Below are 21,724 nucleotides of genomic sequence, written 5' to 3'. Positions count from 1 at the left end.
TCGGCGGTATGAGCGAGCAGCAGCCGAATCCGTACGCGAGCGACCCGGGCAGCGGCGAGTACAAGTGGGGTCCGGGCAACCCCAGTTACGGCTATCCGCAGCCCTACCCGGCGAGCCCGGCGCCGTACCCCGGCAGCACGCCGCCCTACCCGGGAAGCACGCCGCCGTACCCGACGGCCATGCCCCCGGTCCCCGCCACGCTTCCCATGGCGTTCCCCGGGCCGGCCGCGGGCGGTGCGCCCTTCTCCCTCGGTGACATCACCATCGCCGGGGACCAGATCATCACCCCGTCCGGCCCGATGCCGCTCAAGGGCGCGATCTGGAACGCGGTGGACTTCTCGCGCACCGAGGAGAAGATCCCGGGCCACGCCATCGCCCTGGCGGTGATCTTCGCGTTCTTCTGCCTGATCGGGCTGCTGTTCCTGTTGATGAAGGAGCGGGTCACCACGGGCTTCGTCCAGGTGACGGTGTCCAGTGGCGGCCGCCAGCACTCCACGGTGATCCCGGTGACCAACCCGATGGTCTTCCCCTGGGTGATGAGCCAGCTCAACCACGCCCGCTCGCTCAGCATCTGACCGTCCGGACGGCCGCGTATTGGCGGTGCGCGGGCGGGGCTGCGGATGGCAGCATGCGCGCCATGATCCTTTCTCATGATGTGGACGGACCCGCCGACGGGCCCGCCGTGGTGCTGCTGCATTCCTCCGTGTGTGACCGCCGGATGTGGGACGGGCAGTGGAACGCGCTGGCCGACGCCGGGTACCGGGTGGTCCGGCCGGACTTCCGGACCTGCGGGCAGTCGCCCGCGGCCACCGAGCCGTACAGCGACGAGGGCGACGTGCTGGCGCTGCTCGACTCCCTCGGCATCGAGCGGGCCGCCGTGGTCGGCTCCTCCTACGGCGGCCGGATCGCGCTGCGGCTGGCCGCCGCGCACCCCGGCCGGGTGGAGCGGCTGGTGCTGCTCTGCTCCGCCGTGCCGGGCTTCGTCCCCACCCCGGACGTCCGGGAGTTCGGCGCGGCCGAGGACGTACTGCTGGACGCCGGCGACCTGCGCGGTGCGGCCGAGCTGAACGCCCGCACCTGGCTGGGGCCGGAGGCGGACGAGGCGGCCCGGGCGCTGGTCCGGGACATGCAGCTGGGCAACTTCGAGGGGGCCGAGGACGCCGACGGGGAACTCGAACACGCCGAGCCGGAGGTGGACCTGAGCGCCCTGCGGGTGCCGGCCGCCGTGTTCGGCGGGGCGCACGACCTGCCGGGGTTCCTGGCGCTCGCCCGGGACCTCGCCGACCGCCTGCCGGACGCCACGTACACCGAACTCCCCTGGGCGGGACACCTGCCCGCCCTCGAACGGCGCGACGAGACCGCGAAGCTGATCCTGGAACAGCTGCGCTGACCGGAGGCCCGCCGCCTCCCCTCCTCCGCGTTCCTCCCGTCTCCCCCTTCGCTTGAACTTGTTCAAAAATGGCCCTACAGTCGTTCATGCCAAGCGTTTGAACACGTTCAAGGAGGCGGGGGGCATGAACCTCACCGTGATCGCGTACGTCATCTACCTGCTCGTCAGCATCGGCCTGACCGTCTGGGTGGCGCGCACCCTGAGCCGCAACGGACGCATCTTCATCGCCGATGTGCTGCGCGGCGACGAGAAACTCGCCGACGCCGTCAACCACCTGCTGGTCGTCGGCTTCTACCTGGTCAACCTCGGCTTCGTGGCCCTCTACCTGAAGGCCGCCGACGCCGTGGACGACACCCGGTCGCTCTTCGAGGCGCTGTCGGTCAAGCTCGGCGTCGTCCTGCTGGTCCTCGGCGTGATGCACCTCGGCAACGTCTGGGTGCTCAACAAGATCCGCCGCCGCGGCCTGATGGACCACCGGCAGACCCCGCCGGTCGCCCCGCAGGGCTGGACCACCCCGGCCGGTGCGTGAACCGTGCGCCCCGGCACGCCGGTCCGCCGGCTGACCGTGCTCTACGACGCCCACTGCCCGCTCTGCGTGCACGTCCGGCACTGGCTGCTCGGGCAGCGGTGGCTGGTGCCGCTCCGGCTGGTGCCCGCCGCGTCCGACGAGGCGCGGCGGCTCCACCCGGGCCTGGACCACGCGGCCACGCTGCGCGAGATCACCGTGATCGGTGACGGCGGGCAGATCTGGACCGGGACCGACGCCTTCATCGTCTGCCTGTGGGCGCTGGCGGAACACCGGCCGAAGGCCGAGTGGCTCGCCACCCCGGCGGGCCGGCCCTTCGCCCGGGCCGCCATGACGGCCGCCGCCGCCTGGCGCGGGGCGACCCGTGACGGAGCGGCATCCTGTGACGAGCGGTGCGAGATCCCCGGATAGGCTCGGACACCGTGACAGAGCAGAAGGCCCCCAAGAGCGAACAGACCCGCACGCTCATCCTCGAGACCGCGCTCCGGCTGTTCCAGGAGCGCGGCTACGACAAGACGACCATGCGGGCCATCGCCAAGGAGGCGGGGGTATCGGTCGGCAACGCCTACTACTACTTCGAGTCCAAGGAGCACCTGGTCCAGGGCTTCTACGACCGGATCAGCGCGGCCCACCAGGAGGCCGTCCGGCCGATCCTGGACCGGGAGACCGACCTCCAGACCAGGCTGTCCGGGGTGCTGACGGCCTGGCTGGAGATCGCGGCGCCGTACCACGAGTTCGCGTCGCAGTTCTTCAAGAACGCGGCGGACCCGGAAAGCCCGCTGAGCCCCTTCTCCCCCGAGTCCGAGCCCGCCCGCAACGAGGCCATCGCCATCCACCGGGAGGTGCTGGCCGGGGCGAAGACCAAGGTCCCCGAGGAACTGGCGGACCTGCTGCCCGAGCTGATGTGGCTCTCGCAGATGGGGCTGGTCCTGTACTGGGTCTTCGACCGTTCGGAGAACAGCGAGAAGACCCGCCGACTGGCCGAGCGCGGGGCGCAGTTGACCACCCGCGGCATCGTCCTGGCCCGCTTCCGGGTGCTGCGTCCGCTGGTCCGCGAGGTCCACGAGCTGTTCACGGACTTCCTGCCCGGCATGGCCGGGGCGGCGGCGAACCGCAGGAAGTGAACCGGCCCGGCCCGGACCGGGCATGCCCCGTCAGGCGTGGTACGAGGCCAGTTCGACCACGGTGATGTCGGAGGGGGCGCCGACCCGTACCGGAGGCCCCCAGGCGCCGGCTCCGCGGGAGACGTAGAGCTGGGTGTCCCCGTACCGCTCCAGGCCGGCGACGGTGGGGTTGGCGAGTTCGGCGATGTAGTTCCCGGGCCAGAGCTGGCCGCCGTGGGTGTGGCCGGAGAGCTGCAGGTCGACGCCGTGGGCGACGGCGTCGTGGATCACCACGGGCTGGTGGGCCAGCAGCACGGCGGCGCGGCGCTGCCGGTCGCGGCCGCCGAGGGCCTTCTCGAAGTCCGGGCCCTGGCCCTCGCTCTCGCCGGCGATGTCGTTGACCCCGGCCAGGTCGAAGAACGGGAGCTCCTCGCGGGCGTTCTCCAGGGGGTGCAGGCCCAGCTCGCGGACGTGGTCGACCCACTGGGCGGCACCGGAGAAGTACTCGTGGTTGCCGGTCACGAAGTAGGCGCCGTGTCGCGACTTCAGCCGGGCGAGGGGTTCGGCGGCGTGCCCGAGGTCGGCGACCGAGCCGTCGACGAGGTCGCCGACGACGGCGATCAGGTCGGGCTGGGTGGCGTTGACCGTGTCGACGATGCGGAGGGTGTGGGCACGGCCGAGGACCGGACCGAGGTGGACGTCGCTGACCACGGCGATCCGGAAGCCGTGGGCCGCGCGCGGCAGTTTGGCGAGGGGGACGGTGACGCGCTTGACGCGGGGGCCGCGCAGTACGCCGTAGGTGCCGTAGCCGACGGTGCCGGCCGCGGCGGCGGCCGCGGCGCCGGCCAGGGCCCGGGCCACGAAGACCCTGCGGGTCAGCGGGTTCTCCCCGTCCCCTCCCGCCCCGGTGCCGGGGCTCTGCGCCGGACCCCGGTCTTCGGGCACCGGGCGGGCTGCCGCGGAGGGCTCCGGTGCCGGACCGGCCGGTCCGGCCGGCTCCGGTACCGGCAGGGCCGACACGGCGGGCTCCGTCCCGGCGGGGTCGGCAGCGCCGGCCGGAGCGGGGGTCCGGCGCAGGAGCGCGTAACGGATCGGTTCGGCGACCAGCAGGGCCAGGGTCACGTAGAGCAGCACCGGCAGCCACAGGTAGCCGGGCCAGGCGACGGCCTGCTGGAACCAGAACGGCGCGCCGGCCCGGCCGGAGACCAGGGCGGCGAGCGAGAGCAGCGGCAGCACCCACAGCGCGGCGGTCAGCGCGCGGCGCGGACGGGAGCCGGCGGTGGTGGTGTCCCGGACCAGGCGGACCCACAGCCAGCGGTGGACGAGGCCGATCAGGGCGAGGACCACCAGGGCGACCAGGGCGAACACCACCACGGCCATCAGACGGCCCCGTCCCGGCCGCCGTCGCCCGCACCCGGGGTGTCCGCCGGGTGTGACGCGCGACGCAGGGCGAGCACCCCGCGCAACCCGATCACGCCCACGGCCGTCCCCAGAAGGAAGGAAGTGATCGCGAGCGTCAGGTGCACCCAGAAGTAGGCCGTGGGGTCACCCGCGTCGGTGAAGGCCAGACCGCTGGCGTCCTTCCACAGGTTGCGGACGAAGGTCACCCAGATGAACCAGCTCCACACCCCGAAGGCGAGCAGGAACCAGGAGGCGGCACGGCCAAGTTTCATAGGGCCAGTATCCGGCCCGTCACCGGGACGGACGCGTGGGGGTGGGCTGTCCCGGGCGGCCGTGCGGCAGGTTGGCCGAACCGATGTGGTGAAACGACAAAATGAAGGTACGTTCACGTTCGTGTCTGCCATGAAGGTGCTGAAGACCACGGGCGTCCTGCTCGCGAGCGCTCTGGCGCTGCCCGCGATGCTCGCCGCGCCCGCGCATGCCGACGACCCGAAGCCGGGCGGCAAGCCCCCCTCCCAGGGGCCCGCGAAGGCCCCTGCGAAGCCGGTGGCCGTACCGCCCCCGCAGATGTCCACCGTCGGCGGTGCCCGGCTGGGCCAGCCCGGCACCCAGGTGAACCTGCTGCCGGGCGCACCTGCACTGCCGGCCGACCTCAGCGGACGGTCCTGGATCGTCGCCGACGCCGAGTCGGGCGAGGTGCTGGCCGCCAACAACGCGCACTGGCGGCTGCCCCCGGCCTCCACGCTGAAGATGCTCTTCGCGGACACCGTGCTGCCCACGCTCCCCAAGGACAAGGTCCACAAGGTGGAGCCGGAGGAGCTGGAGGACGTGGGCCCGGGCAGCAGCGTGGTCGGCCTGAAGGAGTACTACGACTACTCCGTCCACGACCTCTGGCTCGGGGTGTTCCTGGCGTCGGGGAACGACGCGGTGCACGTGCTGTCGGCCATGAACGGCGGCGTCGACAAGACCGTCAAGGACATGCAGGCGCACGCCGAGGAGCTCCAGGCGCTGGACACGCACGTGGTGTCCCCGGACGGGTACGACTCCCCGGAACAGGTCTCCAGCGCCTACGACCTCACCCTGTTCGCGCGTTCGGGCATGCAGAAGAAGGACTTCCGGGAGTACGCGGGCACCGCCTCGGCGGAGTTCCCCGGCAAGCAGGAGCCGGGCAAGGCGCGCGAGACCTTCCAGATCCAGAACACCAACCGCCTGCTGGCGGGCACACACGGCATGTCCCAGTACCCGGGCATCGCCGGCGTGAAGAACGGCACCACCACCATGGCCGGCTCCACGTTCACCGGCATCGCGCAGCGCGGCAGCAAGAAGCTGCTGGTGACCGTGATGAACCCGGCCGCGGGCGGCGGGAACGTCGTCTACGAGGAGACCCGGGCGCTGTTCGACTGGGGCTTCGCGGCGGCCGGGAAGGTCAAGCCGGTCGGCGAGCTGGTGCCGCCCAAGAGCGCCGACACCCGCCCGCTGGGCTCGCCCGCCCAGTCGCACGAGAACACCCCGGCGGCCGCCGGAGGGGAGTCCGGCGGGCTCACCACGGCCGTGGCCGTCACCGGCGGCGTGCTCGTGGTGCTGGCCGGCGGGGTGTTCCTGGTCAACCGCCGCTGGCCGCGTTCGCAGCGGGGCCGTCGCCCTCAGGAGTGAATTCCGGCGCGGATTCCTCCCCGGGGTCCGCCGGGGCGTCGGTGGCGGTCCAGGCGGCGCAGAACAGCAGCAGCTTGGCGGTGAAGTTGATCCACACCAGCAGGGCGATCGGCACGCCGAAGGCCCCGTACATGCTCTTCGCGGCGACCTCCCGCATATAGCCGCTGAGCAGCAGCTTCAGCAGTTCGAAGCCGATCGCGCCGATCAGCGCCGCCTGCAGCAGCAGGCGGCGTGACGGCCGGACCCCGGGCAGCAGCGTCAGCAGGTACAGCAGGAGCAGGAAGGCGGCGACCACGCCGACCCCGAAGGCGCCGCCGCGCAGCACGGCGCCGCCGGCGCCCCGCTCGGGAAGGCCCAGCCACTCCCCGAACCGGCCCACCGCGGTCGACCCCAGGACGGAGGCCAGGGCCGAGACCAGGACGGCCCCGCCGAGACCGAGCAGGACCAGGGCGTCCTTGCCCTTGCGGACGACCGGGTTGCCCTCGTCCTCGTCGTCCTTCTCCCAGACGGCGCGCAGGCAGTCGCGCATGGCGCCGAGCCAGCTGATGCCGGTGAGGAACAGGACGGCGGCCGCGACCAGACCGACGGTGCCGGCGTTGTCGACCAGGCCGGTGATGTCCAGCTGGTCGGAGATCCCGGGCACCTGCTCGGCGAGGCCGTCCTCCAGCTTCTTCAGCTGCTCCTCGCTGAGCGTGGCGGCGCCGATGGCCGCGGCGACGGTGAGGAGCGGGAAGAGCGCGAAGAAGCTGATGAAGGTGATGGCGGCGGCGAGTCTGGTCCAGTGCACCCGGTCGAGGCGCTCGTAGGAGTGCCAGAGCCGGGTCCGCATGAAACGGACGACCCAGGGGCCGATCACGGGCAGGTTCTTCAGCCAGTCCATGCCGTCACCGTAATTGAGCGCATGCAAATAGTCAGGATTGCCGCTTATGGGCGCTACGGTCGTCCACTGTGACTTTTCGCCCGACGCGCTCCGTGCGCCCGATGCATGTCCTGGTTCTGCGCAGGCTCAGGTACCTGGCCGTCCGCGTGCTGCCTCAGGAGCGGCGCGCCGCCGGCTCGTCCACGGGTGAGCCCAGCTGTGCCGGGACCCCGGCCGGGCCGGCACCGAAGGGGTACTCGCACAGTTTGCGCCAGACCCCGTCGGAACCCTGCTCGTAGAGCGCGAAGCCGTCGCACACCCAGTCGGCCGCATAGTCCGCGAGCTCGGCGAAGGCGAGGTCCATCGCCTCCTCGGAGATCCCGTGGGCGACGGTGACGTGCGGGTGGTACGGGAAGGCCAGCTCACGGCTGACCGGACCGCCGGGGTCGCGGAGCCGGCTCTGCAGCCGGGTGCAGCCGGCCGCGCCCTCGACGACCTTGACGAAGACCACCGGGGAGAGCGGGCGGAAGCTTCCCGTGCCCGCCAGCCGCATCGGGAACGGGCGGAAGGCGGCGGCGACCTCCGCGAGGTGGGCCCGGATCTCCGGGAGCCGTTCCGCCTCCGCCTCGGTGGGCGGGACGAGGGTGACGTGCGTGGGGATGCCGTGCGCGGCGGCGTCCCCGAAGCCGGCGCGCAGCTGCTGGAGCTGGCTGCCGTACGGCTCCGGGACCGCGATCGAAACGCCGAGCGTAACGGTCCCCACGTATGTCTCCTCGCGTCTGGTGTGTGACTGGGCGGCGGCGGCCGGGTGGCCGGGTGGCGGTGCGCCCGTGTGCGGGCCGTGGTGGTGGTGTGCTGGCCCCAGTGTGCGGCCAGCACCCCCCTCACGGCCAGGGCAGCCGGTCCCCGAGTGGTCGATCAAGGCCCGGCCGGCCCGCCGGATCAGTGCTGCGCCGGGAGGAACCCGATGCGGTCGTAGGCGAGGGCGAGGGTCTCGGCGGCCACCGCGCGGGCCTTCTCCGCGCCCCTGGCCAGCACCGCGTCCAGCTCGGCCGGGTCGTCCAGGTACTCCTGGGTGCGCTGCTTGAAGGGTGTGACGAAATCGACCATCACGGCGGCGAGGTCGGTCTTGAGCGCACCGTAGCCCTTGCCCTCGTACTTCTCCTCCAGGACCGGGACGGCGGTGCCGGTCAGGGTGGAGTAGATGGTCAGCAGGTTGCTGACGCCGGGCTTGTTCTCGGCGTCGAAGCGGATCTCGGTGCCGGTGTCGGTGACCGCGCTCTTGATCTTCTTCTCGGTGACCTTGGGCTCGTCGAGCAGGTTGACCAGGCCCTTGGGGCTGGACGCCGACTTCGACATCTTGATCGCCGGGTCCTGGAGGTCGTAGATCTTCGCGGTCTCCTTGACGATGTGCGCCTTGGGGAGCGTGAAGGTCTGGCCGAAGCGCTGGTTGAAGCGCTCGGCGAGGTCACGGGTCAGCTCGACGTGCTGGCGCTGGTCCTCGCCGACCGGGACGGAGTCCGCCTGGTAGAGCAGGATGTCGGCGACCTGCAGGATCGGGTACGTGAACAGGCCGACGCTGGCGCTGTTGACCCCGCCCTTGGCGGACTTGTCCTTGAACTGGGTCATCCGGCTGGCCTCGCCGAAGCCCGTGATGCAGTTCATCACCCAGGCGAGCTGCGCGTGCTCGGTGACGTGGCTCTGGACGAAGAGCGTGCAGCGCTCGGGGTCCAGGCCGGCCGCGAGGAGCTGCGCGGCGGACAGCCGGGTGTTGGCGCGGAGATCCTTCGGATCCTGCGGCATGGTGATGGCGTGCAGGTCGACCACCATGTAGAAGGCGTCGTGGGACTCCTGCAGGGCAACGTACTGGCGGATGGCGCCCAGGTAGTTCCCGAGGTGGAACGAGCCCGAGGTGGGCTGGATACCGGAGAGCGCGCGAGGACGGTCAGAGGCCATGGGCCCATTCTCGCAGGTGCGGTGACGCCCCCTGTCCGCGATGTGCCGGAACCGGCGCTTCCGCCGAGCTCCGGGCCCTGCTCCGCCGAGGTGCGGGCAGGCGTTCCGCAGGGCGGCACGCCTGCCCGCACGGCGGGTCACGCCACGGGCAGGCCCGGGGCCGGGAAGGCGCCGAGGAGGGCGGTGACCTCGGAGCGGATCGCGGCCAGGGCCGGCTCGTCGCCGGAGGCGGCCGCGGCGACCGCGCGGGAGATCCAGTCGGCCACGGCCGGCATGTGCCCGGCCGTCAGGCCCCGGGAGGTCAGGGAGGGCGTGCCGATGCGGATGCCGGAGGGGTCGAACGGCTTGCGCGGGTCGAACGGCACCGTGTTGTAGTTGACCACGATCCCCGCCCGGTCCAGCGCCTGCGCCGCCACCTTGCCCGGCACCGACTGGCGCGTGAGGTCGATCAGGATCAGGTGGTTGTCGGTGCCGCCCGAGACCAGGTCGAAGCCCCGGTCGAGGAGCTCCGCCGCCAGCGCCTTCGCGTTGGCCACGACCTGGTGCGCGTACGCCGTGAACGAGGGCTGCGCCGCCTCGTGCAGGGCCACCGCGATGCCCGCCGTGGTCTGGTTGTGCGGGCCGCCCTGGAGGCCCGGGAAGACCGCCTTGTCGATCGCCTTGGCGTGCTCGGCCCGGCACATCAGCATGGCGCCGCGCGGCCCGCGCAGGGTCTTGTGGGTGGTGGTGGAGACGACGTCGGCGTACGGCACCGGCGAGGGGTGCGCCCCGCCCGCGATCAGGCCGGCGATGTGCGCGACGTCCGCGACCAGGACCGCGCCGGCCTCCTTGGCGATCGAGGCGAAGGACTCGAAGTCGATCGTGCGCGGGAGGGCGGTGCCGCCACAGAAGATGATCTTCGGGCGTTCGGCGAGGGCGAGGTCCCGCACCGCGTCGTAGTCGATCCGGCCGGTGTCGGCGCGTACGCCGTACTGCACGCCGCGGAACCAGGAGCCGGTCGCCGAGACGCCCCAGCCGTGCGTGAGGTGGCCGCCCATCGGCAGGGCCATGCCCATCACGGTGTCACCGGGCTCGGCGAAGGCCAGGTAGACGGCCAGGTTGGCCGGCGAGCCCGAGTAGGGCTGCACATTGGCGTGGTCCACGCCGAACAGGCCCTTGGCCCGCTCGATGGCGAGGGCCTCGATCCGGTCGATGTTCTGCTGGCCCTCGTAGTAGCGGCGGCCCGGGTAGCCCTCGCTGTACTTGTTCTGCAGGACGGTGCCGGACGCCTCCAGCACGGCCGCGGAGACGTAGTTCTCGCTGGGGATCAGCCGCAGGGTGTCCGCCTGGAGCCGCTCCTCGGCGGCGACCAGCGCGGCGAGTTCGGGATCGGCGGACAACAGGGCGGGATGCGGGACGGACTGGCGCGCGGTCACGGCGGCTCCTCCGGGGTCGATGTCGGTTCGTACCCCGCGGGGCCCAGGCGGGCGGCCCTGACAGCGGACATGCGCGCGCGGCTCCCCCGGAGTTGGTTCCCCGTGCGCCAGTCGCCGCGCGTGCCCCCACCATAACCGGCCACGACACCGGCACGCTTTCGCAGTCCGCGCCGGGCGGCGAGGATAGAACGGACGCCACACGCTGTCACAGCCCTACCGGGCGCAGGACGGACGAACGGAGACCCCGTGTCGACTACCGCAGATGCCATCCGCTCCGCCGACGCACACAGCGCGCACACCTACCATCCCCTTCCCGTCGTCGTCGCCTCCGCGGAGGGGGCCTGGATGACGGACGTCGAGGGCAAGCGCTACCTCGACATGCTGGCCGGCTACTCGGCGCTCAATTTCGGCCACGGCAACCGGCGCCTGATCGACGCCGCCAGAGCACAGCTGGAGCGGGTCACCCTGACCTCCCGCGCCTTCCACCACGACCGCTTCGGCGAGTTCTGCGCGCAGCTGGCGGACCTGTGCGGCAAGGAGATGGTGCTGCCCATGAACACGGGCGCCGAGGCGGTCGAGACGGCCGTCAAGACGGCCCGCAAGTGGGGCTACGAGGTCAAGGGCGTGCCGGACGGCCAGGCCAAGATCGTGGTGGCCGCGAACAACTTCCACGGCCGGACGACGACCATCGTGTCCTTCTCCACCGACCACGAGGCCCGCGACCACTTCGGCCCCTACACCCCCGGCTTCGAGATCGTGCCCTACGGCGACCTCACGGCGCTGGCGGACGCGGTCACCGCCAACACCGTCGCCGTGCTGCTGGAGCCGGTCCAGGGCGAGGCGGGCGTGCTGGTGCCGCCGGACGGGTACCTGCGCGGCGTACGGGAGTTGACCCGGCAGCGGAACGTGCTGTTCATGGCCGACGAGATCCAGTCGGGCCTCGGCCGGACCGGCCGCACCTTCGCCTGCGACCACGAGGACGTGGTCCCGGACGTCTACGTGCTGGGCAAGGCGCTGGGCGGCGGCGTGGTGCCGGTGTCGGCCGTCGTCGCCGACCGGGACGTGCTCGGGGTGTTCCGCCCCGGCGAGCACGGCTCCACCTTCGGCGGGAACCCGCTCGCCTGCGCGGTGGCCCTGGAGGTGGTGGCGATGCTGCGCACCGGCGAGTACCAGCAGCGGGCCGCCGAGCTCGGCGAGCACCTCCACCAGGAGCTGGGCCTGCTGGTGGGCGGCGGCACGGTGACCGCCGTACGCGGGCGGGGCCTGTGGGCGGGCGTCGACATCGCGCCCGGGCACGGCTCCGGGCGCGAGGTGTCCGAGCGGCTGATGGAGCGCGGGGTGCTGGTGAAGGACACCCACGGGGCGACGGTCCGGATCGCTCCGCCGCTGGTGATCAGCAAGGAGGACCTGGACTGGGGGCTGGACCAGCTGCGGGCCGCGCTCTCCGCGTAGCCGCGGGCCGGTCCGGCCGGCCCCGGGGCCCGGGTCCTCGGGGCCGGGTCCTCGGGGCCGGATCCTCGGGGCCGGGTCCTCGGGGCCCGGGGCCCGGATCCCGGCGCTAGAGGATCACGTGGGGCAGGAAGCGGGCGTACTCGTCCGTGATCAGCCCCGCGGACTCGCGGATGCCGAGCCCCGCCGCCTCGTCCTCGACGACCCACGCACCGAGCACCACCCGGTTGCCGTCGAAGTCGGGCAGCGGGGCGAGGGCCTGGAAGCACACCGGCTCCCCCGCCTGCGCCGGCACGAACGGCGCGCCGCCGGTCGGGTGCACGGTGACCCCGGCGCCCTCCCGGCCCAGCAGCGGCTTGGCCACGTACCCGGGGCCGCCCTCCTCGGCGAGCTCGCGCGGGCCGTCGAGGTAGGCGGGCAGCAGGTTGGGGTGCTCCGGGAAGAGCTCCCAGAGGACCGCCAGCAGTGCCTTGTTGGACAGCAGCATCTTCCACACGGGCTCGATCCAGCAGGTGCTGCCGGTGCCGCCGCCGGTGTCCAGGGTGTCGAGGACCTGCGGGCCGAATTCGTCGGCGGCCAGCCACTCCCACGGGTAGAGCTTGAAGCAGCTGCGGATGAACTTCAGCTTCTCGTCCACGAACCGGCCGGACAGCCGGTCCCAGCCGATGTTCTCGACGGACAGCGCGACGGTCTCCAGGCCGGCCTGCTCGGCGGTCTCCTGGAGGTAGGCGACCGTCATCAGGTCCTCGCCGAGCTCGTCGGCCTCGGAGTGCGCGAAGTGCACCGGGCCGGGCGGGAGCAGTTCGGCCTGCCGGCGCCAGGCGTCGACCAGGCGCTCGTGCAGGGAGTTCCACTGGTCGGCGCCGGGGAAGCGCTCCTCCATCCAGAACCACTGCGGACTGGCCGCCTCCACCAGCGAGGTGGGGGTGTCGGCGTTGTACTCCAGCATCTTCGCCGGGCCCGTGCCGTCGTAGCGCAGGTCGAACCGGCCGTAGAGCGAGGGCTGTTCGGCGCGGCGGCGCCAGGACTCGGCGATCAGCCGCTGCAGCACGGGGTCGGTGATCCCCAGGTCGGCGTAGCGCTCCTGCTCCACGATGTGGCCGGCCGCGGCCAGGCACATGGCGTGCAGGTCCTCGACGACGTCCTCCAGCGCCTCCACCTCGGGGAGGCTGAAGGAGTAGTACGCGCTCTCGTCCCAGTAGGGGTGCAGGGAGTCGTCGGGGTAGCGGGTGAGCGGGTAGATGAGCCCCTGCTCCTCGACGGTCTTCTGCCAGTCGGGGCGGGGCTCGATGGTGTGCCGCTTCACGTCCGGTCGTCCTTAGTCGTTCTGGGTACGGTGCCGCGCCGGGTGGCGGTCAGCCGCCGCTGGAGCTGTGGCCGCCGCCGATGCCGCCGCGCTTGACCGCGCTCTTGTCGAAGCTGCCGCCGGTGACCTTGTTGCCCGTGGGGACGTAGCCGCCGTAGTAGTACGAGCCACGGCCGCCCTTCTTGCACTCCTCCATGTTGAGCTGGGTGAGCGTGACGCGGTCGGCGCAGCGGCGGTCCGGCTCGGAGTCGCTGCCGCAGGCGACCAGGGTGGCCGCGAGCAGGCCCATGCCGCCCAGGGCGACCCCGCCCGAGCGCATGCGCCGCCGGGTGACGGCTCCGGCGCTGCCGGGCTCGATGCTGCTGCTTTCCATATCTGATGCTCCCCCTACCGGTGGCGTGCTGCCGACAGACTAGGGGTGGCCGCACGGGGGATGGAATCCGGCCGCCGGAGAGAGGCCCGCCGGGCGCTGCACTACATTCTGTTTGTGCTGATCGGTATGGTTTGCGCGCTCGGTGCGGCGGTCTGCTTCGGTACGGCCTCGGTGCTGCAGGCGGTGGCGGCGCGTGCGGCGGCGACGGCCGGGACGGCGCCGGACGGCGCGGCGGGCAGGGCGGACGGCGCGGCGGCGGGGGTGGACGCGGCCCTCTTCCTCCGGGCGGTACGGCAGTGGCGGTATCTGCTCGGTCTGACCCTCGACGGGGCCGGTTTCGTCCTCCAGATCATCGCGCTACGGAACATCCCGATCTACGCGGTGAGCGCCGCACTGGCGGCGAGCCTGGCGGTCACGGCGGTGGTGGCGGCACGCCTGCTGCGGATCCGGCTGAGCCGGGCCGAGTGGGCCGCGGTCGGGACCGTGTGCGCCGGGCTGGCGATGCTCGGGCTGGCCTCGGGCCCGGAGGGGACGGACCAGGGCCCGGCGGCCCTGCCCTACGTCATGCTCGGCGTGGCGGTGGGCATCCTGCTGCTCGGCGCGGCACTGGGCCCGCGGCTGCCGGAGGGGTCCCGGGCCCTGGTGCTGGGCCTGGCCGCGGGCACGGGCTTCGGGGTCGTGGAGGTCTCGGTCCGGCTGATCGACGACCCGGCCCCGGCCGCGCTCCTGACGGACCCGGCGTTCTACGCCCTCGTGGTCGGCGGCGGGGCGGCCTTCCTGCTGCTCACCTCGGCCCTGGCCCGCGGCTCGGTGACCGCCGCCACGGCCGGCATGGTCCTGGGCGAAACCGTGGGGCCGGCGCTGGTGGGCGTCCTCTGGCTGGGCGACCGCACCCGCGAGGGCCTGGCCTGGCTGGCCCTCCTCGGCTTCGCCATCGCCCTGGCCGGCGCCCTCGCCCTCTCCCGCTTCGGCGAACCGACCCCGACGGAGCCGTGACCCCGACGGAGCCGTGCCCCCGGCGCCAGGGCCCGTCCGACCCTGATCCGCCGGACAGGCCCTAAGGGAGCGCGGCGCAGAGCGCGGCCAGCGTCGGGGACCAGGCGCTGTCGGAGGGGGTGCCGTAGCCGACGACGAGCGCGTCGCGCGCCGGGAGCTCCGCGTCCGGGTGGCGGAAGCCGTGCAGGCCGTCCAGGGCCAGGTCGTGCCGGGCGGCGGACTGGAGGACCGCCCGCTCCGTGCCCGGCGGCAGGTCCAGCACCGCGTGCAGCCCCGCCGCGATCCCCGACACCGCCACCCGCCCGCCGAGCGCGTCGACCAACTGGTCCCGGCGCCGCCGGTAGCGCAGCCGCATGCTGCGCACGTGGCGGTCGTACGCCCCCGAGGTGATGAACTGCGCCAGGGTCAGCTGCTCCAGCGCACTGCACGTCCAGTCGATCTGCCCGCGGACCGCGAGGACCTCGTCCAGCAGGGCCGGCGGCACCACCATCCAGCCCATCCGCAGCCCCGGGGCGAGGGACTTGCTCGCCGTGCCCAGATAGAGCACCCGGTCCGGGTCCAGGCCCTGCAGCGCGCCCACGGGCTGCCGGTCGTAGCGGAACTCACCGTCGTAGTCGTCCTCCAGGACCAGCCCGCCCGAGGACCGCGCCCAGTCCACCGCCGCCGCCCGCCGGGCGGGGCTCAGCGCCACCCCGGTCGGGAACTGGTGCGCCGGGGTCATCAGCACCGCGCCCACTCCCGGCCCCGCCAGCCGGGGGGTGTCCGCCCCCTCCGCGTCCACGGGCAGCGGCCGGGTCCGCAGCCCCGCCTCCGTGAGCAGGTCCCGGTGGACGTCGAGGCCGTACGCCTCCACCGCGACCTCCCTCACCCGCCGGGCCCGCAGCACCCTCGCCAGCAGCATCAGCGCGTGGACGAAGCCCGCGCAGAGCACGATCCGCTCCGGGTCGGCGTACACCCCGCGGGCCCGGGCCAGATAGCCGGCCAGGGCCTCCCGGAGTTCCACCCGGCCGCGCGGATCCCCGTACCCGAACGCCTCGTTCGGCGCCTCGGCCAGGGCCTTGCGGGCGGCACCGGCCCAGGCCGCGCGCGGGAACCCGCCCAGGTCCGGGGAGCCCGGCAGCAGGCTGTACGCGGCTCCGCCCTGCCGGACCGGGCGGCGTGCCGGGACGGTCGCGGACCGGCGCGGCTCGGCGCGCTGCGCGACCCGGGTGCCGGAGCCCTGCCGGGCCGTCAGCCAGCCCTCCGCCACCAGTTCGGCGTAAGCCTCGGCGACCGTGTTCCGGGCGATGCCGAGATCGGTCGCGAGCGTCCGGGAGGACGGCAGCCGGGTGCCCGGCGCGAGCCTGCCGCTGCGGGCGGCTTCCCGCAGGGCCCCGGCGAGACCGGCCTTCAGGCCGCCGCGTCCGGCCGTCAGGTCGATGTGCAGGTCGGCACCGAAACCGGCCGGTTCGACGGCCGGCCCGGTCGCCGGACCTCCCGTCGGACCGGTTGCCGGATTGGCCCAGGATTCCGTCATGGACATGGACCATATCCGTGGGTCGTTCCGCTCGTACGGTGAACACATGACGATCAACGCAGAAGACAGCGCCCGGACCGCCGACACCACCCACTACGCCCCCGAGGAGCCGGCCCGGATGGCCTGGCACAGCCTCGCACCCGAGGTGTACAAGGCGATGTTCCAGCTGGAGCTGGCCTCCCGGAAGGATCTGGACCCGGTCCTCGTCGAGCTGGTCAAGACGCGCGCCTCGCAGATCAACCAGTGCGCGTACTGCCTCGACATGCACACCAAGGACGCCCTCGCCGCGGGCGAGACCACCGAGCGGCTGCTCCAGCTGAGCGCCTGGCGGGAGTCCCGGCACTTCTACACCGAGAAGGAGCTGGCCGCGCTGGAGCTGACCGAGGCGGTCACCGTCCTCACGGACGGCTTCGTCCCCGACGAGGTCTACGCGCGGGCGGCCGAGCAGTTCGAGGAGACCGAACTGGTCAAGCTGATCGCCGTGATCACGACGATCAACGCCTGGAACCGCTTCGGCGTCGCCACGCGCGCGGTGCCCGGCCACTACAAGCCGGGCATGTTCAAGCACTGACGCGCCGGTTCACGCACTGACCCGCGCGTGCGCGCGCCGGCTCACGGAGCGGGTCTGAACGCGGCCAGGGCCGCCGCCAGGTTCTGCCGGACGGTGTCCGGAGCGGTGGCCGGACCGGCCGCCAGCACCGCCCACTTGGAGCCGTCGGCGGCGTGGAAGACCCGTTCGATGCCGTGCCGGCGGCCCCTGGACTCCGCGCTGTCGTACTCGTAGACCAGTTCGGCGGCGCCCGACGAGCCGCCGACCGTGCCGACGCTGATCTCCGTGTAGTCCGGGGTGTTGGGCTGGCTGCGCAGGTTCTCCGAGGCGGCCCGGACGGCGTCGAGCGGGCTGAGGTCCGCCTCGCTGACCCGGAAGACCTGGAGCAGTGCGGTCCGGTCGGGCGCGCGGTAGAACACGCCGCTGCCCGTCTTCTCCCTGTTCCAGCCCTGGGGGACGGCGATGGTGAAGCCGTCGGAGTCCTGCACCGTGCGGTGCGCACCGGCCGGGTCGGACGGAGCCGGCGACGGGAAGCCGGACGCGCCGGAGGTGGGTGCTCCCGTGCCCGAGGGGGCCCCGGAGGGCGGTCCCGACGGAATCCCGGTCGCCGTGCCGGAGGGTGCCCCGGACGGGTCCGCCGAGGGCGCGTCCGCCGACGGTGCGGGCGTCTCCTGCTGCGGGGACCCGGAGCGGGGGCCGCCGGACGGCACCACCGGGCCGTGCACCTCCGGCTTCGGCGCCGGGTCGTCCCGCTGTACGAACCACACGGCGGCCGCGCCCAGCGCCACCGCGGCGACGGCGACGCCCGCCGTCACCGGGACCAGCCTGCTGCGCGCACGGGTGTCGTGCGGCGCCGGCGGCAGGGGCTGCGGTGCTCCCGGGTAGCCGGGCGGGCCGGGCGGGTAGCCGGGGGGCAGGGGCGGCATCGGCGGCAGCGGCAGGCCCGCGGCCGGGACCGCCGCCGGGGCTGCCTGACCGGCGTGGCCGGCGTGGCCGCCCTGACCCGCGTGGCCGGCGACGGGCCATCCCGTGTCCGCGGTCGTCGCGTCCCCGGACGCGGCCGGGCCGTTCCACCACGCACCCTGGTCGGCGGCGGGCGGGGCGTGCTCCGGGCCGGGTGGCGGTTCGGCCGGGGCCGGAGCGGGCGCGGGCGCCGGGGGCGCGGGGTCGCCGGGCTCTGTCCAGCGCTGGGTCACCGGATCCCAGCGGGGTGCGGAGGGGCCCATGGCTCAGCCCCCCAGCGCGCTCAGCAGGCCGGCCAGTGCGGCCGCCGCGCTGACCGACTCCACCAGCGGGGCCCAGCGGTCCAGCGCGCCGCGCAGCCGGGCCAGGACGCCGGGGCGGATCTCCTCCGCCTCCTCCAGCTCCCCGGCCGCCCCGTCGAGTTCACCGTCCAGGGCCGTACGGTCGGCACCGCGCGGCAGCCGCACCAGGGCGGCCCGCAGGTCGAGCACCGCCTCCAGCAGTTCCGCCCGCCCGGGGCCGGTGTCCCCGCCGCCGTGATGGTGCGTCACGCTGATCGTGTGGTTGCTGCCGCCGATGCTGAAGGCGCTGCCGCTGATGTCGCCCAGCACCACCGCCGGCCGGCCGGCGTCACCCGCGCCCTGCGCACCGCCCGCACGGGGCCCGCCGTGCACGGCATCCCCGTTCCTGTTCCCGTCCCCGTTACCTGCCACTGCCGCTGCCACTCCCGCTCCCCCTGCCGCCGTGTCCGGCGCTGATGGTGTGTCCGGAGCCCCCCAGCGCGAACGCGCTGTGCTCCACCCGCTGGATGTACGTACCGCCCGAGTTGACGATGACCGCGGCCCGCTGCGCGAACTCCTCCGTGTGCCAGCCGGCTTCGTGCAGCGCCTCGGTCACCCCGGCCACCACCCGGTCCTCGATCGTCTTCCGGTACCGGTCCAGGTCCATCAGGTGGAAGATCGTCCCGTTGTCCTGGGAGGCCAGTTCGCGGACCGACGCCCACGCCCCGTCCGGCCGCGCCCCGCCGTGGCCGCCGGTGACGATCCGCCACCAGCTCGCCACGCCCCGGGCCAGGGTGACGACCGAGGCCGTGAAGGACCCCGGGGTGCGCACCAGTGCCCAGGCCGCCTTGCCGATCCAGTTGTTCCGCAGGTGGCGCCGGGCGTCCGCGTCCGCGTTGAGGTAGGCGACCGGCAGCGGGAGCAGCACGTGCGGCGCGAACTCCAGCATCAGCATGCCGCCCTGGGTGTGCACCCGTACGAACACGGTGACCACCAGGTTCTCGTCCCAGCCGCCGACCCGGATCCGCAGGAAGTGGCGGCGGCGCTCGCCGCCCTCCTCGATGGACGCGGCCCGGTGCTCGGCGAACGCCTCCGGCTGGACCGGGGCGTTGTCGCGGTGCGCCAGCCCGTCGGCCGGCAGGTGCACGACCTCCTCGATGACCAGCTCGCGCAGGCGGTCCCGGACCAGCTCCTGCACCTGGCGGGAGCCGTGCGGGGACGGCACCCGCAGCTGCTGCAGCCGGGGCACGATCGCGCCGAGCAGGTCGGCGTTGGTGGGCGGGACGGGCTTGCGGTCCGGGCCGAGTCCGTCGCGCGGGCGGAGCTCCACGGAGAGCTGCCAGGGCCGGAAGGGTGCGCCGGAGCCGCACAGCGGGTCGTTGACGTCGTAGACGACCAGGGGTGACCACTGCTCGTTGCGGATGCGTCGGCGGATCCGCTCGTGGCGGGCGCCGGGCGATGCCTCGGCGGGGTCGCCGGCGTGGTCGGCGTACCGCGCCGGGTCGAGGTCGTTGACGATGGTCCGCGCGACGTGTGCGCGCTGGAGGCCGACGAGGGTGACCAGGCCGGCGAAGACCGCGATCACCCCCCAGAGCGGGAGGGAGCTGGCCAGGTCGAAGCCGGAGTCCTCCCAGGGCTCGTGCGAGGAGCCGTACGACGGGTCGGGTTCGTACGACCCGTAGCCGGAGCCGAGGCCGGAGCCGGAACCGGACGACGAGCCGTCCCCGCCGAACGCCTTCGCGAGGAGGTCGGTGAGGTCACCGCTCAGGCCGACCACCAGGAGCAGGACCGTGACCAGGAAGAGGACGGCGTAGATCCGCAGCCCCACCGCGAGGACCTTGAGCAGGACCGAGCCCCGGGAGCCCAGCCAGCGGGCCAGGGCGAAGGCCATGAAGGGCACGAAGAGCAGGAGCAGCAGCCAGTCGGTGAGCAGGAAGCCCACCAGCCAGGTGAGGAGTACGGCGGCGGCCCAGCCGAGCTCGGCGCGGCGGGCGCGCAGCGCGTGGGCGAGCACCCGGGTGGCGTCGTAGCCGTGCGAGGGGGCGGCGAGCCGCTCCTCGTGGACGTACAGCTCGTGGATGACCCGGTCGCGGAAGGCGCTGTCGATGTAGGTCCCCGCACACAGCAGCCGGCCTGCTTCGCTGAGCGAGGGATGGACGGGCGGTCGGCCGTTGCGGGGATCGTCCCAGCCGTCGCCCGCGGGCTGCGTAGGGATCGGGGTGTCGGTCACCGGCCGACCTTATTTTTGCCATACACGGATCAACAGGCGGTTTCACGCCAAAGGGCCCCCGCCTGGTTTGGCAGGGGCCCTTTCGGGTCTGAAGTTCAGAGGATCAGATCTCCTGTCCGGAGTCCGATCGCGAGTCCGAGGATCAGATCAGGCCGAGCTCGCGGACCGCGTCGCGCTCCTCGGCGAGCTCGGCGACCGAGGCGTCGATGCGGGTGCGGGAGAACTCGTTGATGTCCAGGCCCTGGACGATCTCGTACTTGCCGTCCTTGCAGGTGACCGGGAAGGAGGAGATCAGGCCCTCCGGGACGCCGTAGGAACCGTCCGACGGGATGCCCATGGAGGTCCAGTCGCCCGCGGCGGTGCCGTTGACCCAGGTGTGGACGTGGTCGATGGCGGCGTTGGCGGCCGAGGCGGCCGAGGAGGCGCCACGGGCCTCGATGATCGCGGCGCCGCGCTTGGCGACGGTCGGGATGAAGGTGTCGGCCAGCCACGCCTGGTCGTTCACGACCTCGGCGGCGTTCTTGCCGGCGATCTCCGCGTGGAAGATGTCGGGGTACTGGGTCGCCGAGTGGTTGCCCCAGATGGTGAGGCGCTTGATGTCGGTGACGTCGGAGCCGGTCTTCTGGGCCAGCTGCGTGATCGCGCGGTTGTGGTCCAGGCGGGTCATCGCGGTGAAGCGCTCGGCCGGTACGTCCGGGGCGGCGGCCTGCGCGATGAGCGCGTTGGTGTTGGCCGGGTTGCCCACGACCAGGACCTTGATGTCGTCCGCGGCGTTCGCGTTGATCGCGGCGCCCTGCGGCTTGAAGATGCCGCCGTTGGCGGAGAGCAGGTCACCGCGCTCCATGCCCTTGGTGCGCGGGCGGGCGCCCACGAGCAGCGCGACGTTGGCGCCGGCGAAGCCCTGGTTCGGGTCGTCGAAGATGTCGATGCCCTTGAGGAGCGGGAAGGCGCAGTCGTCGAGCTCCATCGCGGTGCCCTCGGCGGCCTTCATGCCCTGGGGGATCTCCAGGAGGCGGAGCTTGACCGGCACGTCCGCGCCGAGCAGGTGGCCGGAGGCGATGCGGAAGAGCAGCGCGTAGCCGATCTGGCCGGCGGCGCCGGTGACGGTGACATTCACGGGAGTGCGGGTCATGGCCTTCTCCGTTAGACAGCTGGCGGTGGGGCGTGTCCCTGCCCCATGTGCGCAGGCTATCCGACCGCGGGAGGGCCCGATCCCCGGGTCCCTGTGGTACGTGGCACACGGGGCCGGGGGTTTGAAGGCGTGGAGGGCGTTCGGCCTTGGTCGATGCGGCGGAAGCGGTTGTTCCGCCACCGTCGGCCCGTTCCCGCCGGCCTCACCCTGTCAGCGGACGATGAACCGGACGGTGTCCTCCAGGAAGGGCAGCTTCACCACCGGGTCGGGCTCCATCACCAGCGCGAGCATGGTGATCGCCGCGCCGAGCAGCCCGTACATCACCACGTCGGTGAAACGGGACCGGACCGCGAGCATGCCCACCGACGGCAGTATCTGGCGCAGCACGGCGGCCGCGAGCAGCACCGCCCCGATGATCAGGCAGCCGATCCGGGGATGCCCGAAGGCGGTGAACAGCAGTCCGGCCGCGGTCGCCGCCAGCACGCTGAGCATCGGCCACTGGCGGGCCGGGGCCGGCGCGTCGCCCGGCGCGGCGCGGCCACCGCCCTCGGGGCGGGCGGTGTCCTGGGTCACGGAGGGGAAGCGGCGGGACTTCCGCTCGCCTGGTTCGATCACCGGCCCTGCT

The 21,724-nt window shown here is 73.1% G+C and carries 23 protein-coding genes; 9 read left to right on the top strand and 14 right to left on the bottom strand.

Annotated features, from left to right (window positions below; translation table 11 throughout):
• Nucleotides 1-8 precede the first annotated feature (8 nt).
• The 5 genes from AB0O36_RS05215 (at nt 9) to AB0O36_RS05195 (ending at nt 3,040) form a co-directional block, all read left to right on the top strand.
• Nucleotides 9-575 (top strand): hypothetical protein, encoded by a 567-nt coding sequence (locus AB0O36_RS05215; RefSeq protein WP_365104259.1) that lies wholly within the window; start codon nt 9-11, stop codon nt 573-575.
• Between the two features lie 62 nt (nt 576-637).
• Nucleotides 638-1,390: an alpha/beta hydrolase gene (locus AB0O36_RS05210; RefSeq protein WP_365104257.1), complete on the top strand. Its 753-nt coding sequence runs from the start codon at nt 638-640 to the stop codon at nt 1,388-1,390.
• Between the two features lie 124 nt (nt 1,391-1,514).
• On the top strand, nt 1,515-1,919 hold the full coding sequence (locus AB0O36_RS05205) for a hypothetical protein (RefSeq protein WP_365104254.1): 405 nt from the start codon (nt 1,515-1,517) through the stop codon (nt 1,917-1,919).
• A 3-nt stretch (nt 1,920-1,922) separates the two neighbouring features.
• The gene (locus AB0O36_RS05200; RefSeq protein ID WP_365104251.1) at nt 1,923-2,327 is read left to right on the top strand and encodes a DCC1-like thiol-disulfide oxidoreductase family protein; all 405 of its coding nucleotides are present in this window, start codon (nt 1,923-1,925) and stop codon (nt 2,325-2,327) included.
• Nucleotides 2,328-2,338: 11 nt separating this feature from the next.
• The gene (locus AB0O36_RS05195) at nt 2,339-3,040 is read left to right on the top strand and encodes a TetR family transcriptional regulator (RefSeq protein WP_365104249.1); all 702 of its coding nucleotides are present in this window, start codon (nt 2,339-2,341) and stop codon (nt 3,038-3,040) included.
• Between the two features lie 30 nt (nt 3,041-3,070).
• Here the strand turns inward: AB0O36_RS05195 and AB0O36_RS05190 are convergent, their stop codons facing one another.
• A complete protein-coding gene (locus AB0O36_RS05190) occupies nt 3,071-4,399 on the bottom strand; it encodes a metallophosphoesterase (RefSeq protein WP_365104247.1) in 1,329 nt (442 codons plus the stop codon).
• Nucleotides 4,399-4,692 carry a hypothetical protein gene (locus AB0O36_RS05185; RefSeq protein WP_365104244.1) on the bottom strand — a complete coding sequence of 98 codons (294 nt, stop codon included), beginning with the start codon at nt 4,690-4,692 and terminating at the stop codon, nt 4,399-4,401. Before AB0O36_RS05185 ends, AB0O36_RS05190 begins: the two co-directional genes overlap by 1 nt.
• Before the next feature lie 130 nt (nt 4,693-4,822).
• Between AB0O36_RS05185 and AB0O36_RS05180 the strand changes: the two genes are divergently transcribed.
• Nucleotides 4,823-6,073, top strand: coding sequence for a D-alanyl-D-alanine carboxypeptidase (locus AB0O36_RS05180; RefSeq protein ID WP_365104667.1), 1,251 nt, complete (start codon nt 4,823-4,825; stop codon nt 6,071-6,073).
• Here the strand turns inward: AB0O36_RS05180 and AB0O36_RS05175 are convergent.
• From AB0O36_RS05175 to glyA, 4 genes are all read right to left on the bottom strand, one after another.
• Nucleotides 6,024-6,953: a YihY/virulence factor BrkB family protein gene (locus AB0O36_RS05175; protein ID WP_365104241.1), complete on the bottom strand. Its 930-nt coding sequence runs from the start codon at nt 6,951-6,953 to the stop codon at nt 6,024-6,026. The genes AB0O36_RS05180 and AB0O36_RS05175 overlap by 50 nt on opposite strands.
• 154 nt (nt 6,954-7,107) lie before the next feature.
• Entirely contained in the window at nt 7,108-7,695 is a 588-nt protein-coding gene (locus AB0O36_RS05170) for a 2'-5' RNA ligase family protein (protein ID WP_365104239.1), read from the bottom strand.
• A gap of 179 nt (nt 7,696-7,874) precedes the next feature.
• Complete coding sequence (gene trpS / locus AB0O36_RS05165; RefSeq protein ID WP_365104236.1) at nt 7,875-8,888, bottom strand: tryptophan--tRNA ligase; 1,014 nt, start codon at nt 8,886-8,888, stop codon at nt 7,875-7,877.
• Nucleotides 8,889-9,025: 137 nt separating this feature from the next.
• Entirely contained in the window at nt 9,026-10,303 is a 1,278-nt protein-coding gene (gene glyA / locus AB0O36_RS05160; RefSeq protein WP_365104233.1) for a serine hydroxymethyltransferase, read from the bottom strand.
• 246 nt (nt 10,304-10,549) lie between these two features.
• Between glyA and rocD the strand changes: the two genes are divergently transcribed.
• Entirely contained in the window at nt 10,550-11,755 is a 1,206-nt protein-coding gene (gene rocD, locus AB0O36_RS05155) for an ornithine--oxo-acid transaminase (RefSeq protein ID WP_365104230.1), read from the top strand.
• A 106-nt stretch (nt 11,756-11,861) separates the two neighbouring features.
• On the opposite strand, the gene AB0O36_RS05150 is transcribed toward rocD, so the two are convergent.
• The gene (locus AB0O36_RS05150; RefSeq protein ID WP_365104227.1) at nt 11,862-13,058 is read right to left on the bottom strand and encodes a glutathionylspermidine synthase family protein; all 1,197 of its coding nucleotides are present in this window, start codon (nt 13,056-13,058) and stop codon (nt 11,862-11,864) included.
• A 49-nt stretch (nt 13,059-13,107) separates the two neighbouring features.
• Nucleotides 13,108-13,431, bottom strand: a complete 324-nt coding sequence (locus AB0O36_RS05145) for a hypothetical protein (RefSeq protein WP_365104224.1) — start codon at nt 13,429-13,431, stop codon at nt 13,108-13,110.
• Between the two features lie 126 nt (nt 13,432-13,557).
• Between AB0O36_RS05145 and AB0O36_RS05140 the strand changes: the two genes are divergently transcribed.
• Nucleotides 13,558-14,427 carry a hypothetical protein gene (locus tag AB0O36_RS05140; RefSeq protein WP_365104665.1) on the top strand — a complete coding sequence of 290 codons (870 nt, stop codon included), beginning with the start codon at nt 13,558-13,560 and terminating at the stop codon, nt 14,425-14,427.
• 61 nt (nt 14,428-14,488) lie between these two features.
• Here AB0O36_RS05140 and AB0O36_RS05135 read toward each other — a convergent pair whose 3' ends face one another.
• Entirely contained in the window at nt 14,489-15,943 is a 1,455-nt protein-coding gene (locus tag AB0O36_RS05135; protein ID WP_365104222.1) for a PLP-dependent aminotransferase family protein, read from the bottom strand.
• A 46-nt stretch (nt 15,944-15,989) separates the two neighbouring features.
• Here AB0O36_RS05135 and AB0O36_RS05130 point away from each other — a divergent pair, with 46 nt between their 5' ends.
• Nucleotides 15,990-16,514 (top strand): carboxymuconolactone decarboxylase family protein, encoded by a 525-nt coding sequence (locus AB0O36_RS05130; RefSeq protein ID WP_365104220.1) that lies wholly within the window; start codon nt 15,990-15,992, stop codon nt 16,512-16,514.
• A gap of 41 nt (nt 16,515-16,555) precedes the next feature.
• Here AB0O36_RS05130 and AB0O36_RS05125 read toward each other — a convergent pair whose 3' ends face one another.
• The 5 genes from AB0O36_RS05125 to AB0O36_RS05105 form a co-directional block, all read right to left on the bottom strand.
• Nucleotides 16,556-17,719 (bottom strand): hypothetical protein, encoded by a 1,164-nt coding sequence (locus AB0O36_RS05125; protein WP_365104217.1) that lies wholly within the window; start codon nt 17,717-17,719, stop codon nt 16,556-16,558.
• A gap of 3 nt (nt 17,720-17,722) precedes the next feature.
• Nucleotides 17,723-18,130: a hypothetical protein gene (locus tag AB0O36_RS05120; RefSeq protein ID WP_365104214.1), complete on the bottom strand. Its 408-nt coding sequence runs from the start codon at nt 18,128-18,130 to the stop codon at nt 17,723-17,725.
• A 28-nt stretch (nt 18,131-18,158) separates the two neighbouring features.
• Complete coding sequence (locus AB0O36_RS05115; protein ID WP_365104211.1) at nt 18,159-19,967, bottom strand: hypothetical protein; 1,809 nt, start codon at nt 19,965-19,967, stop codon at nt 18,159-18,161.
• Between the two features lie 142 nt (nt 19,968-20,109).
• On the bottom strand, nt 20,110-21,099 hold the full coding sequence (locus AB0O36_RS05110) for a malate dehydrogenase (RefSeq protein ID WP_365104209.1): 990 nt from the start codon (nt 21,097-21,099) through the stop codon (nt 20,110-20,112).
• Between the two features lie 210 nt (nt 21,100-21,309).
• Nucleotides 21,310-21,714 carry a DUF3017 domain-containing protein gene (locus AB0O36_RS05105; protein ID WP_365104207.1) on the bottom strand — a complete coding sequence of 135 codons (405 nt, stop codon included), beginning with the start codon at nt 21,712-21,714 and terminating at the stop codon, nt 21,310-21,312.
• Nucleotides 21,715-21,724: the final 10 nt, after the last annotated feature.

Source organism: Streptomyces sp. NPDC089799 (assembly GCF_040684755.1).
Lineage (GTDB): Bacteria > Actinomycetota > Actinomycetes > Streptomycetales > Streptomycetaceae > Streptomyces.
Note: the sequence above shows the minus strand (reverse complement) of the source record. Positions and strands in the feature narration are given on the sequence as shown.

Bases quoted from the DNA above. Each gene is read 5' to 3' on its own strand.
- AB0O36_RS05215 (WP_365104259.1), top strand. From the start codon at position 9: ATGAGCGAGCAGCAGCCGAATCCGTACGCGAGCGACCCGGGCAGCGGC.
- AB0O36_RS05210 (WP_365104257.1), top strand. From the start codon at position 638: ATGATCCTTTCTCATGATGTGGACGGACCCGCCGACGGGCCCGCCGTG.
- AB0O36_RS05205 (WP_365104254.1), top strand. From the start codon at position 1,515: ATGAACCTCACCGTGATCGCGTACGTCATCTACCTGCTCGTCAGCATC.
- AB0O36_RS05190 (WP_365104247.1), bottom strand. From the start codon at position 4,399: ATGGCCGTGGTGGTGTTCGCCCTGGTCGCCCTGGTGGTCCTCGCCCTG.
- AB0O36_RS05185 (WP_365104244.1), bottom strand. From the start codon at position 4,692: ATGAAACTTGGCCGTGCCGCCTCCTGGTTCCTGCTCGCCTTCGGGGTG.
- AB0O36_RS05180 (WP_365104667.1), top strand. From the start codon at position 4,823: ATGAAGGTGCTGAAGACCACGGGCGTCCTGCTCGCGAGCGCTCTGGCG.
- AB0O36_RS05175 (WP_365104241.1), bottom strand. From the start codon at position 6,953: ATGGACTGGCTGAAGAACCTGCCCGTGATCGGCCCCTGGGTCGTCCGT.
- trpS (WP_365104236.1), bottom strand. From the start codon at position 8,888: ATGGCCTCTGACCGTCCTCGCGCGCTCTCCGGTATCCAGCCCACCTCG.
- AB0O36_RS05145 (WP_365104224.1), bottom strand. From the start codon at position 13,431: ATGGAAAGCAGCAGCATCGAGCCCGGCAGCGCCGGAGCCGTCACCCGG.
- AB0O36_RS05140 (WP_365104665.1), top strand. From the start codon at position 13,558: ATGGTTTGCGCGCTCGGTGCGGCGGTCTGCTTCGGTACGGCCTCGGTG.
- AB0O36_RS05135 (WP_365104222.1), bottom strand. From the start codon at position 15,943: ATGACGGAATCCTGGGCCAATCCGGCAACCGGTCCGACGGGAGGTCCG.
- AB0O36_RS05130 (WP_365104220.1), top strand. From the start codon at position 15,990: ATGACGATCAACGCAGAAGACAGCGCCCGGACCGCCGACACCACCCAC.
- AB0O36_RS05125 (WP_365104217.1), bottom strand. From the start codon at position 17,719: ATGGGCCCCTCCGCACCCCGCTGGGATCCGGTGACCCAGCGCTGGACA.
- AB0O36_RS05110 (WP_365104209.1), bottom strand. From the start codon at position 21,099: ATGACCCGCACTCCCGTGAATGTCACCGTCACCGGCGCCGCCGGCCAG.